The 12,614-nt window shown below is 60.4% G+C and carries 12 protein-coding genes; 6 read left to right on the top strand and 6 right to left on the bottom strand.

What is annotated here, in order from left to right; translation table 11 throughout:
- The first annotated feature begins 101 nt into the window (after positions 1–101).
- Positions 102–2,234: a mechanosensitive ion channel family protein gene (locus EQW76_RS01180; protein WP_142822500.1), complete on the top strand. Its 2,133-nt coding sequence runs from the start codon at positions 102–104 to the stop codon at positions 2,232–2,234.
- Between the two features lie 93 nt (positions 2,235–2,327).
- Here EQW76_RS01180 and EQW76_RS01185 read toward each other — a convergent pair whose 3' ends face one another.
- From EQW76_RS01185 to EQW76_RS01200, 4 genes are all read right to left on the bottom strand, one after another.
- Positions 2,328–3,101, bottom strand: coding sequence for an amino acid ABC transporter ATP-binding protein (locus EQW76_RS01185; RefSeq protein WP_142822501.1), 774 nt, complete (start codon positions 3,099–3,101; stop codon positions 2,328–2,330).
- Positions 3,102–3,118: 17 nt separating this feature from the next.
- Positions 3,119–4,273 carry an amino acid ABC transporter permease gene (locus tag EQW76_RS01190; protein ID WP_142822503.1) on the bottom strand — a complete coding sequence of 385 codons (1,155 nt, stop codon included), beginning with the start codon at positions 4,271–4,273 and terminating at the stop codon, positions 3,119–3,121.
- Position 4,274: 1 nt separating this feature from the next.
- Entirely contained in the window at positions 4,275–5,468 is a 1,194-nt protein-coding gene (locus tag EQW76_RS01195) for an amino acid ABC transporter permease (RefSeq protein WP_142822505.1), read from the bottom strand.
- A 93-nt stretch (positions 5,469–5,561) separates the two neighbouring features.
- Complete coding sequence (locus EQW76_RS01200) at positions 5,562–6,590, bottom strand: amino acid ABC transporter substrate-binding protein (RefSeq protein WP_142822506.1); 1,029 nt, start codon at positions 6,588–6,590, stop codon at positions 5,562–5,564.
- Between the two features lie 367 nt (positions 6,591–6,957).
- Between EQW76_RS01200 and EQW76_RS01205 the strand changes: the two genes are divergently transcribed.
- A complete protein-coding gene (locus tag EQW76_RS01205; RefSeq protein WP_142822508.1) occupies positions 6,958–8,148 on the top strand; it encodes a cystathionine beta-lyase in 1,191 nt (396 codons plus the stop codon).
- On the opposite strand, the gene EQW76_RS01210 is transcribed toward EQW76_RS01205, so the two are convergent.
- Positions 8,149–9,309, bottom strand: coding sequence for an FAD-dependent monooxygenase (locus EQW76_RS01210; protein ID WP_142822510.1), 1,161 nt, complete (start codon positions 9,307–9,309; stop codon positions 8,149–8,151).
- A gap of 22 nt (positions 9,310–9,331) precedes the next feature.
- A complete protein-coding gene (locus EQW76_RS01215) occupies positions 9,332–9,577 on the bottom strand; it encodes a zinc-finger domain-containing protein (RefSeq protein WP_142822511.1) in 246 nt (81 codons plus the stop codon).
- 176 nt (positions 9,578–9,753) lie between these two features.
- Here EQW76_RS01215 and EQW76_RS01220 point away from each other — a divergent pair, with 176 nt between their 5' ends.
- From EQW76_RS01220 to EQW76_RS01235, 4 genes are all read left to right on the top strand, one after another.
- Entirely contained in the window at positions 9,754–10,575 is an 822-nt protein-coding gene (locus EQW76_RS01220; protein WP_142822513.1) for an alpha/beta hydrolase, read from the top strand.
- A gap of 104 nt (positions 10,576–10,679) precedes the next feature.
- A complete protein-coding gene (gene cysE, locus EQW76_RS01225) occupies positions 10,680–11,504 on the top strand; it encodes a serine O-acetyltransferase (protein WP_142822515.1) in 825 nt (274 codons plus the stop codon).
- Between the two features lie 111 nt (positions 11,505–11,615).
- Positions 11,616–11,819, top strand: coding sequence for a DUF3126 family protein (locus EQW76_RS01230; protein WP_111215499.1), 204 nt, complete (start codon positions 11,616–11,618; stop codon positions 11,817–11,819).
- A 188-nt stretch (positions 11,820–12,007) separates the two neighbouring features.
- Complete coding sequence (locus EQW76_RS01235; protein ID WP_142822516.1) at positions 12,008–12,367, top strand: phasin family protein; 360 nt, start codon at positions 12,008–12,010, stop codon at positions 12,365–12,367.
- Positions 12,368–12,614: the final 247 nt, after the last annotated feature.

Here is a 12,614-nt window from a genome sequence, read left to right on the forward strand (position 1 = left end):
ATCGAGGAAGCAGAAATTGCTGCTTCTTTCGCTCCCGAAACGGTGACATGGTTGCATTGACACAACGCAACTTCGCCTGACTGCGGGAGGATCGTCTGCCCATGCCGTTTGCCAAAATATTTTACTGTCTTTGGAAAATGGCAGCGCTGGTCGCCATCCTGTTGGCTGGTACGCTGGCGCATGCCCAGCAAGCTCCTCCCGTGGCTGCAGGCCAGCAGAAGGTCGACCAGCTGATCAAGTTGCTCGACGACCCCGAGGTTCGTGCTCTGCTCGCCGCCCAGAGGCCCTCCACCACCACGACTGCGATGATGCCCAACATGTCAGCCTCCGCGCTGACGACGCTGCTCAACGGCGTTCAGGGCCACCTTCTCGCGGTCCGGGAGGCAATCCCGCTGGTTCCCGGCGAATTCTCCCGGGCCGGGACGACGATCATGGCGGGGGTCGATAACCGGAGCGCAACGCACGTTTTTCTGCTGTTCCTGCTGCTGGTGGCACTGGGCCTCGCTGCCGAGTACGGTTTCAGTCTTCTCGTCGGCCACCTCCACGCCGGACGTTCCGCCATCCCCGGAGATCCGACACCTGTGCGGAGCATCCATACGCTCGGTCGCCACCTGTTTGGCGAACTGGCGCCTCTGGTGATTTTCGCCATCGCCAGCGTGGGCATGTTCCTGATGGTGAGCTGGCCGCCACTGCTGCTGGACCTGATCGTGCCGACGCTTCTGGGACTGATCGCCGCCCGTCTGGTGATACGTCTCTGCCAGATCGTCCTGGCGCCCTCAGCCGCCAAGTCCGCTACGACACAGGCCCGCCTGATCCCGATGGACGACGCAGCGGCGCGGTTCTGGTTCTCGCGCGTCGTCGTGTTCACGCTGACATTCTTCGTGGGTTGGGCGGCGGAAGGTATCATGGGCGCGCTCGGCTTTCTTGCGCCGGTGCGGGCTGCCGTCGGATATGCCATCGGCGTCGGGCTGCTGGCCATTGCCATCGAGATCGTCTGGCGCCGGCCACGACCGATCGATCGTCCGCGCCACCAAGGGATATTCCACTGGCTGGCGACATTCTGGCTTTGCGTCATCTGGGCGCTATGGGTGGCAGGGCTGGATGTGATGATGCTGCTCTGTACCTACGTTATCGTGATCCCTGCAGCGCTGCGGATATCGTCCGGGGTCGTTCGAAGCGCCTTTGCGGCTCAGGGAGGACCGGGAGGGGCGGATAGCCCCGTCTATCAGGTCTTGGTCGAGCGCGGCCTGCGGGCCACGATCATCGCAGTAGCCATTTTGTGGCTCACCATGATCGTCAGCCTGCAAACAAGCGCGATGGTGGAAAATGCGCAAGTCGCGGGCATCATTCGCGGCGCCCTGACGGGCATCGTCATCCTTTTGGCGGCCGATATCGTCTGGCAGATCGCCAAGGCGCTGATCAACCACCGTCTCGCCCTTGCGCGTGCCCACGAAGGCAATGACGCCGAAGTTGCCCGCAGTGGCCGGCTGCTAACGCTACTTCCCATCTTTCGAAACTTCCTCGCGATGCTCATCATCGCCATTTCCGCCATGATGGTTCTCTCGGCACTCGGCATCGAGGTCGGGCCGCTCATCGCCGGCGCCGGTATCTTCGGGGTTGCGATAGGCTTCGGATCGCAGACGCTGGTGAAGGATATCATCAGCGGCATTTTCTACATGACGGACGACGCATTCCGGGTCGGAGAATACATCCAGAGCGGCACCTACAAGGGCACCGTCGAATCCTTCAGCCTGCGGTCCGTCAGGTTGCGCCATCACCGCGGCCCGATCTTCACCGTGCCTTTCGGCGTGCTCGGGGCGGTCGAGAACATGTCGCGTGACTGGGTCATCGACAAGTTCCTGATCTCGGTCAGCTACGAGACGGACGTCGCTGTGGTAAAAAAGCTGGTGAAAGGCATCGGCGCGGAACTGCTCGAAGATCCGGAACTGGGGCCGAAGATTATCGAGACCCTCAAGATGAAAGGTGTCGAGCAGTTCGGGGACTACGGTATTAACCTGAGCTTCGCGGTCATGGCAAAGCCCGGCGAGCAGTCGATGATCCGGCGTCGCGCATTGGCGCTGATCCGCGAGGCCTTTACTGCCAACGGCATCGAATTTGCCTCGCCGACAGTCCGTGTCGGCAATGACGAGCGGGCAGCTGAGGCGGTTGCAGCACTGACCTCGAACAACAATGCTCTCGCCCAGAAGAAGCTTGCGGGCGAGGCGGCGCAGTAGGCGGACGTGCGTCACACCAGCATCCACCCGATATGAAAAAGGCCCGGCGTCGAACTGAACGACACCGGGCCTTTTATGTGAACGTGTGGACGATCAGTGCAGGATCTGGCTGAGGAACAGCTTGGTGCGCTCATGCTGCGGATTGTCGAAGAACTCGGCGGGCGAGTTCTGCTCGACGATCTGTCCCTGATCCATGAAGATGACCCGGTTCGCAACCTGGCGGGCAAAGCCCATTTCGTGGGTGACGCAAAGCATCGTCATGCCTTCTTCCGCAAGGCCCACCATGGTGTCGAGAACTTCCTTGATCATTTCCGGATCGAGTGCCGACGTCGGTTCGTCGAAGAGCATGATTTTCGGGTTCATGCAGAGCGAACGGGCAATGGCGACGCGCTGCTGCTGCCCGCCGGAGAGCTGGCCCGGATACTTGTTGGCCTGGTCGGGGATCTTGACGCGGGTGAGGAAGTGCATCGCAACTTCCTCGGCCTGCTTCTTCGGCATCTTGCGCACCCAGATCGGCGCCAGCGTGCAGTTCTCGAGAATTGTCAGGTGCGGGAACAGGTTGAAGTGCTGGAACACCATGCCCACTTCGCGGCGCACTTCATCGATCTTCTTCAGATCGTTGGTGAGTTCGACGCCGTCGACGAGGATATTGCCCTTCTGGTGCTCTTCCAGCCGGTTGATGCAACGGATCATCGTCGACTTGCCGGAGCCCGACGGGCCGGCGATGACGATGCGCTCGCCGCGCATGACCTTCAGGTTGATGTCGCGCAGCACGTGGAAATCGCCGTACCACTTGTTCATGTTGATAATTTCGACGGCGACGTCGGTCGTCGAGACTTCCAGTTTTTTCAATTGAGCTTCAGCCATGATCTATTCCCTCGATCTTATTTCCTGTGGCCAGTGTCTAGGTGGCGTTCCATGAAGTACGAATATCGCGACATGCCGAAGCAGAACAGCCAGAAAACGAAGCCGGCAAATATCAGCCCCGTCAGCGGTGTCACCGGCGTCAGCCATCGGGAATCGCCGAAGCTGGCTTTGACGATTCCGAGCAGGTCGTACATGTTGATGATCGACACCAGCGAGGTGTCCTTGAACATCCCGATGAACGTGTTGACGATGCCCGGTACGACCAGCTTGATGGCCTGCGGCATGATGATGAACGTCATCTTCTGGAAGTAGTTCAGTCCGAGCGAGTCCGCACCTTCGTACTGTCCTCTGGGGATAGCCTGCAGACCCCCACGAATGACTTCCGCCATGTAGGCCGATGCGAAAATTGACACGCCGACGAGCGCCCGCAGGAATTTGTCGATATTCGTGCCAGGAGTCAGGAACAGCGGCAGCAGCACGCTGGCCATGAACAGCACGGTAATCAGCGGTACGCCACGCACCAGTTCGATGAAGCCGATGCAGGCACCCCTAAGGATCGGCATGTCCGATCGTCGCCCGAGGGCGAGCACGATCCCGAAGGGCAGCGATACGACGATGCCGACGAAGGACAGGATCAGCGTCACCATCAGGCCGCCCCAGAGGGACGTCTCGACATGGGTCAGGCCGAATGAACCGCCGAGAAGCAGGATATAGGCGAGGATCGGCAAGCCCACCAGCAGAAGAGCCGCATTCCAGCCTTTGCGCGGTGCAGACGGTATCAGGAATGGAACCAGCAGTGCCACGAACAGCACGGCGATCAGGATCGGCCGCCAAATCTGGTCACGGGGATAGGAGCCGACCATGAAGGCCGTGAACCAGTCGCCGACATAGGCCCAGCAGGCGCCGCTCCAGCCATCCGGCTGGATGCCGCCCTGGCTGACAGTGGCGCAAAATGTCCTGTCTTTCCCGACCCAGACGGCGTTGATGAACAGGAATTCCACGACCGAAAGCAGGAACCAGACGGCAATGACTGCCACCACGACGCTGAGGATGGCGTCCTTGGGCGTAGCGAAAAGATTGTGCTTGGCCCAGCCGCGAACGGTCTTGTCACTCAGCGGAGCCGCTTCCGGGGCAATGAGTTTCTCTCGAAGAAAAGCAATCTGAACGGCCATCTTAGCGCTCCACCAATGCCATACGGGCGTTGAACCAGTTCATGAACAGCGACGTGATCAGGCTCAGCGAAACATAGATCGCCATCCAGATGCCGATGATCTCGATCGAGTGACCGGACTGGTTGAGGATCGTCCCTCCCACGGCCACCAAGTCCGCATACCCGATGGCGACGGCCAGCGACGAGTTCTTCGTCAGGTTCAGGTATTGCGATGTCAGCGGTGGAATGATGATCCGCAATGCCTGTGGCAGGACGACAAGCCGCGTCGTCAGGCCGGGGCGGATGCCCAGCGCATGGGCTGCTTCCGATTGCCCCTTTGAGACACCGCGGATGCCGGAGCGTACGATTTCGGCGATGAATGCGGCGGTGTAGAACGACAGGGCCATGTACAGCGACAGGAATTCGGGTCCGACCACCGTGCCGCCGTTCATGTTGAACTTGCCGAGCACGGGGATATCGAACGTCACGGGGAAACCTGCGATGGCGAAGGCCAGTAGCGGAAGGCCGATAATCAGGGCGAGATTGACGAGAAGAACCGGCGGACGCTTGCCGGTTGCCAGCTGGCGCTTGTTGGCCCAGCGGGTGTAGACGATGGCGCCGATAATGCCCACGGCACAGACGACCGGGACAGTCCATATACCGGCGCCGAAGATCGGCGCGGGCATGTATACGCCGCGATTGCTGACATAGACGGACAACGGCAGAGACATGGCCTTCTTGACATCCGGCAGCAGCGACAGCACGCCTTTGTACCAGAAGAAGATGACCAGAAGCGGCGGAATGTTGCGGAAGATCTCGACGTAGACCGTCGATAGTTTGGCGATCAGCCAGTTGTGCGACAGGCGACCCATGCCGACCAGCAACCCGATGATCGTTGCGGTCACGATCCCGCAGGCGGCCACGATGAGCGTGTTGATCAGGCCGAGGGTGAGGGCACGCAGATAGGTCGAGTCACTCGAATACTGGATCGGCGTCTGCGCGATATCGAAGCCGGCGCGGCCGTTCAGGAAGGTGAGGCTCGCCCTCATGTTGGCTTTTTCAAGGTTCTGCGCGGCATTCGAGCTTGCGTACCAGACCAGCCAGACAATAAAGATTACGGTCAGCGCCTGGTAGATAAATTGGCGCAGTTTCGGGTTGTAAAGCAAAGAGTGCCACGAACGACGGCTGCCGTTCCCCTCTGCGGCTGCAACGGCCATGCATTATCCCCTTATATCCACTCGCCCTTTCTGGGCGTTATAGTTCGACTGCGGGAACCAAGCATGGGTTCCCGCAGCGTGGTCAGTCGGTGATTAGCGGATCGGCGGCGAGTACTGCAGGCCGCCCTTGTTCCAGAGAGCGTTGAGGCCACGCTTGATCTTCAGCGGGCTGCCTTCGCCGACGTTGCGCTCGAACACTTCGCCGTAGTTGCCGACGAGCTTGACGATGTTGTAGGCCCACTTCTCGTCAAGTCCGAGATCCTTGCCGATCGTCTCGTCCTTTTCCTGGCCGAGGAAACGCTTGATGTCCGGATTTTCGGACTTCGTCATTTCATCGACATTTGCCTGTGTGATGCCGAACTCTTCAGCAGAAACCATGGCGTAGTGGGCAAAGGAAACCACGTCGAACCACTTGGAGTCGTTCTGGCGAACGGCTGGGCCGAGCGGCTCCTTGGAGATGATTTCCGGAAGGACGATGTTGTCGTCGGGATTGGCGAGCGACAGGCGGATCGAGTACAGGCCCGACTGGTCGGTCGTGTAGACGTCGCAACGGCCGGACGAATAGGCGGCGTCGACTTCTTCCTGCTTTTCGAACACGACAGGCTTGTATTCGAGCTTGTTGGCCTTGAAGTAGTCGGCGAGGTTGAGTTCGGTCGTCGTGCCGGACTGGACGCAGACGGCAGCGCCGGAAAGTTCCAGAGCAGATTTCACGCCGATTGCCTTGTGGACCATGAAGCCCTGGCCGTCATAGTAGTTGACCGCACGGAAATCGAAGCCGAGCTGGCTGTCACGGCTGGCGCTCCAGGTCGTGTTGCGGGCAAGAATGTCGATTTCGCCAGACTGAAGCGCCGGGAAACGATCCTTCGCCGAAAGCGGGGTGTACTTGACCTTGGAAACGTCGCCGAAGACGGCGGCTGCAACTGCCTTGCAGAGGTCGACGTCGAGACCGGACCATTTGCCAGACGAATCCTGCGCGCCGAAGCCAGCCAGGTTCGAGCCGTTGACACCGCACTGCACGAAGCCCTTCTTCTTGACATCGTCAAGCGTGCCAGCGTGCGAGTAGGATGCACCAAGGACGAAGATCGCCGCGCCGACCGCACCTGTCAGAATCTTGCTGCTCATTGTTTTCCCAACCTTTGTTGTTCTCTTGTTATATTTGAACCTCTTCACGCGTTGGCACAACTTTTCGTTGGTGACGTTGGTTTGCCCCCCGGCGTGAGTGCCGACATCACAATCGCAAATTCGGTCACGGTCAACCCTCGGTCACGATAAACATGATTTCCGAAAGTGTTTTCTCGGTTTTTGACCGGACAATGAGCGCATGCATAATGAATGGGCTTGGGCTGCAAATTAAATAGTCAGGTCTTCGCTGCGGTTAAAAAGGGCAGGTTGCGTTGGCCTGCCGGACCGGCCTGCCCACGAGACTTGACGACACCGAGTTCGCCAGCCACAAGTCAAGCTTTCCGATAGGCCCGAGGCAGTTATTAAGATGATCGAAAACAAGAGTTTCCTGCAAAACGCCGGCATCAATACCCGCTTGTCGCATGCTGGGCCGAAGCCTTCCGACTACTATGGTTTCGTCAACCCGCCGGTTGTCCACGCATCGACCGTCCTGTTTCCCAACGCCCGTGCGATGGAGATCCGCGAGCAGAAGTATACCTATGGCACGCGCGGCACGCCGACGACGGATGCGCTCTGCGAGGCAATCAATGAGCTCGAGGGCTCTGCAGGGACCATTATCGTGCCCTCCGGTCTTGCTGCCATTACTGTGCCGTTTCTGGCGTTCCTTTCGGCCGGAGACCACGCCCTGATCGTCGATTCCGTCTATACCCCGACCCGCAACTTCTGCGAGACGATGCTGAAGCGCCTGGGCGTGGCCGTCGATTACTACGACCCGCTCGTCGGCGCCGGTATCGAGCAGTTGATCAAGCCGAATACCAGGCTGGTGCACACGGAAGCGCCGGGCTCGAACACCTTCGAGATGCAGGATATATCGGCGATTGCAGCCGTTGCCCACAAGCATGGTTGCGTCGTTACGATGGACAATACCTGGGCCACGCCACTCTATTTCAAGCCCCTCGACCATGGCGTCGACATCTCGATCCACGCCGCGACCAAGTATCCCGCTGGCCATTCGGATGTGCTCATGGGCACCGTCTCGGCGAATGCGGCCCATTGGCAGCAGCTGCACGACGCCAGAATCGCACTTGGCATCTGCGGCGCCCCTGACGATGCCTACCAGGTGCTGCGCGGGCTTAGAACGATGGGCATCCGCCTCCAGCGGCACCAGCAGAGCGCGCTGGCGCTCGCAGAATGGCTGGAGAGCCGTGACGATGTCGCACGCGTGCTGCATCCGGCGCTGCCGAGCTTTCCGGGCCACGATCTCTGGAAGCGCGACTTTACGGGTTCGAGCGGCATCTTCTCAATCGTGCTTGCCGTCGACACGCCGGACATGTTCCGGGCCAAGGCGCATGCCTTTCTCGACGCCCTGTCGATCTTCGGGCTCGGCTATTCCTGGGGCGGGTTCGAAAGCCTTGCTGTTCACGTCAATCTCAGTGACCGGCGGATCTGCAAGGCACCCAAGGAGGGGCCGGTGCTGCGCCTGCAGATCGGGCTTGAGGATGTTGCTGACGTCAAGGCCGACATCGAGAGAGGCCTTGCTGCGGCAGCGGCCGTCTGATCAGCCGAAGGCGCGGTAGTCGAAGATCCAGTCGAGGTCTGCCGCAAGGGTTTGCGGTGGGCGCAGCGACAGGACCAGGTCACGTCCAAGCCGGATCGGTCCTCGCGCATGGTAGGCAAAGCGGTTGAAGGCGGCGCGTTTGCGCAGCCGGGCAACCCGCGGTTCGCGCCTCGCCTCGAAGTCAACCAGCGCTTCCGGCAACGGCTGACGGCTGACGGCGCCGGCAAGTTCGAAGGCATCCTCGATCGCCATGGCTGCGCCCTGCGCCGCAAACGGCATCATCGCATGCGCGGCGTCGCCGATCAGCACCGTGTCGCGGTCGTTGTGCCAGCGTCCCGCGCCGACTTCGTAGAGCGGCCAGACGGTCGGATCCGCTTGCCGATCGAGCAGATCAGACAGGTCACTGTTCCAGTCGGCAAAATGCTGGCGCAACAGCGTGCGCTGCGCAGGACTTGCGGCAGCGCTCCAGTCGTTTCCGACGCCGCCGCCGGCGCAGATCGCCACGAAGTTGAAGGCTGACGCCTCTTTCAGCGGATAACAGACGAGATGTGCGGCGGGGCCCAGATAGGCGGTCACGCTGGTACGATCGAGAATTGCCGGCGCTTCGGCCTCGGGGACCATGAAGCGCCAGGCGATGTTGCCGGAAAATTTCGGGTTGCCGCTGCCAGCCACGCTGCTGCGCACCTTCGACCATACACCGTCGGCGCCAACGATCAGCTCAGGCTTACGTCCGCCTGGCCACAGGGCATCCGGTGTTGAGGCATCGAAGCCTGCGCCGAAATGCAGACGACAGAGCGGATTGGCTTGCACCGCCCGCAACAGGACGCCTTGCAGGGTCGCGCGGTGCAGGGCGCCGTAGGGTGCATCCCAGCGGACGCGCGCAAAGGCACCGCTCGGCACGGCAGCGATCTGGCGTAGCGAGCGTCCGGAAACGAGGCGGATGGCCTCCGGCTCAAGCCACAAGTCGGCGAGCTCGTCGAGCAGGCCGAGTTCATCGAGGATCCGCGATGCGTTCGGCGATATCTGCAGGCCGGCGCCGACTTCTGTCAGCGTCTCGGCCCTTTCGAAAATTTCTGATTCGATCCCGTGCCGGGCAAAAGATAGGGCTGTGGTCAGCCCGGCGATGCCGGCACCGATGATCGCGACCTTCTTCAGGGGCATTGGAGCGTCCGCTCCCGGCGGGTCAAGCGGCCCTGAACTCGAAGACACAGCCAGTCGGATTGGTCTGATCGGCTTTTATCGAGGCGTTATAGCGATAGAGGGTCGAGCAATAGGAGCAGACTTTTTCGTTATCGTCGCCCATGTCGATGAAGATATGCGGATGGTCGAAGGGGGAGGAGGCGCCGGTGCACATGAACTCCTTGACGCCGATCTCGATCACCCGATGGCCGCCGTCGTTCTGGAAATGCGGAATATTATGGCCGGCCATGCGGATCTCCAAAAGCTTCTGATAAGTGGCGCGACCTTATAATCCTTCGACCGGGTTGTGTAGTGCGAAACGCAAGGCGACGTGACAGATTTTGTGCCTCACCAGATTTTGTGCAGGGCAGGGTTCACCGGGCGGCGACGATAATTTAGGAAGGGCGTCGACACAGGAACGATACCATGAACCTCAACGCCCCCGATTTCTCCACTTTTCGCCATGACGATCTGGAATTGGCCTATTTCGACGAGGGCGACCGTCAGGCTCCGCCAGTCCTGCTGATACACGGCTTCGCTTCTACTGCCGCGGTCAACTGGGTCTATCCCGGCTGGCTGAAGACGCTGGGCGAGGCGGGCTACCGGGTCATCGCTCTCGACAATCGCGGCCATGGCGCCAGCGGCAAGCCACATGAACCGGACGCCTATCGCCCTTGGGTGATGGCGGAAGATGCATCGGCGCTTCTCGATCATCTCGGCATCGCGCGCGCCCATGTGATGGGCTATTCAATGGGCGCCCGTATTTCCAGCTTCCTGGCGCTCGCCCGGCCCGAGAGGGTTCGCTCGCTGGTGCTCGGGGGCCTCGGGATCGGCATGACGGATGGCGTCGGCGACTGGGATCCGATTGCCGATGCGCTTCTGGCACCGTCGCTGGAGACCGTGGAGCATGCGCGAGGCCGCATGTTCCGCAGCTTTGCCGACCAGACGAAAAGCGACCGCGTTGCGCTGGCCGCATGCATTCGCGGTTCCCGAGATCTCATCAGCCGGGACGACATGGGAACGATTGCTGCGCCGACCCTGATCGGTGTCGGCACCAAGGACGACATCGCCGGTTCGCCGCAGGAACTTGCAGCGCTGATGCAGCGTGCGCAAGCCCTCGATATACCGGGTCGCGATCATATGCTTGCCGTCGGCGACCGCGTCTTCAAGGCGGCGGTCCTGGAATTCTACCAGCGGGTGGCGCTGGAAGATGGCGGCAGCCAGCCGGGTGGCGAGGTCTCGGCCTAGGGTCCAGCAAATCCATTCCAAAGATTGAGCCTGCGTCACCCATTTATATTGCTCTGATCTTGCTCTATATAACGATCTTCCAATACGGAAAGAGGACGCGACCCATGGTAGCGACATCGGATATTCGCCATATCGACAGCGTCAAGACGGTCGACCCTATCTGGGACAGCATGCGCGACGAAGCGCGGGCTGCGGCCGAACGGGATCCTGTGCTGGCCGCTTTCCTCTATTCGACCGTGGTCAATCACCGGTCGCTCGAGGAATGTGTGATCTACCGGATCTGCGAACGCCTCGACCATCCCGATATCCAGGCAATCCTCTTGCGCCAGACGTTCGACGAGATGCTTACCGATTGGCCGGAGTGGGGCGCCATCCTGCGCGTCGATATCCAGGCGTTTTATGACCGCGATCCGGCCTGCCTCCGCTTCATGGAACCGGTGCTCTATTTCAAGGGGTTCCAGGCGATCCAGACGCACCGGCTTGCGCACTGGCTGCTCAATCGCGGCCGCCGGGATTTTGCGCTCTACCTGCAGAGCCGTGCATCGAGCGTTTTCCAGACCGACATCAATCCGGCCGCGCGTCTCGGCAAGGGCATCTTCCTCGACCATGCCACTGGCCTCGTCGTCGGCGAGACGGCTGTTATCGGCGATAACGTCTCCATCCTGCACGGCGTCACCCTTGGCGGCACCGGCAAGGAAGGCAGCGATCGGCACCCGAAGATCGGCAACGGCGTGCTCATCGGCGCCGGCGCCAAGATCCTCGGCAATATCGCCATCGGCCATTGCTCGCGGATCGCGGCAGGCTCCGTTGTGCTGAAGGAAGTACCGCCGAACACCACCGTTGCCGGTGTGCCGGCCAAGGTCGTCGGAACCGCCGGTTGCTCCGAGCCATCGCGCATCATGGACCAGATTATCGGCGCCGGAATCTGACCGAGCCGCCATGCTCCCGGCGGTAGGGCAGCTGAGGGCCGCCTTTGTCTTTACATCGCCGCTTTTCCCATGCAACAACCCGCCCCCAATCTACGGTTACGGAGATCAATCGTGAAGCCAGACGAAATCAAGAAGCTCGACGCCTATTTCAAACGCAGCCTCAATCCGCTGATGGCGGTCAAGGCACGTCCTCGCAAGGACGATTCGGCCGAAGTCTACCTCGGCGACGAGTTCCTGGGGCTCGTCTATGTCGACGACGAGGATGGCGATCGTTCCTACAATTTCTCAATGGCAATCCTCGAGGTCGATCTTTGATCTATAGATGCCAACCGGCCGCTTCGGCGGCTGGTTCAGGACCCGGCTATGCCGCTGAGAGGCAAGCATCAGCGCCGAGGTCACTGACCCGTCTTACAACTCAAGGTGATGCACAAAATCGTCAAAACGGTTGACTATTTGTGCAGTGCACCTAAATTTTCTCCAATCGACTACGGTTGGAGGACCATATGCTGAACAACAAACAGAACGCTGCGCCCGACACCGACGCTATCGACGAGGCGCTTAAGAATTACACCCAGGCCGCGTTGAGCGTGCAGGCCATTGCCGCAGAGGCGGCCGGTTATTCCAAGAAATCATTCGAGGACGCAGTGTCGCATGTCGGCACGCTGTCGAGTGTGACCAGCCTCGATGCTGCCTTGGAGCTTCAGAGCAATTTCGCGAAATCCTACTACGAGAGCTTTGTCGCTGAGGCGGCGAAGATCGGCGAGATGTACGCCGGTCTTGCCAGGTCCGTATATGAACCCGCCCGGAAAGCTGCTGCCGGATCAAGCGGTAACGCCGGGGATTCGGCCAACAGCGCGGCCTGATTGCGGCGACGAAAGACAGTGGAAGAGACCATTCAGAAGGCCGGTCGTGCAACGCGCGCCGGTCTCTTGCATTTTTGTTCGGGCGTCATCGTTGTTTTCGGGCGATTTTTAGGGTGTGGCCCTGTTTGAAGACGAATTGTGATTGCAGTGTTGAGCGGGGGGCTTAAAATCCCGCCAATATGAACTAAGTTAGGGTTTCGGATATTCGGCCGGTGATTTGCAATTGAACGATGCCCGCCGAGTGCTT

The organism is Rhizobium sp. rho-13.1 (genome assembly GCF_007000305.1).
Lineage (GTDB): Bacteria > Pseudomonadota > Alphaproteobacteria > Rhizobiales > Rhizobiaceae > Rhizobium > Rhizobium rhododendri.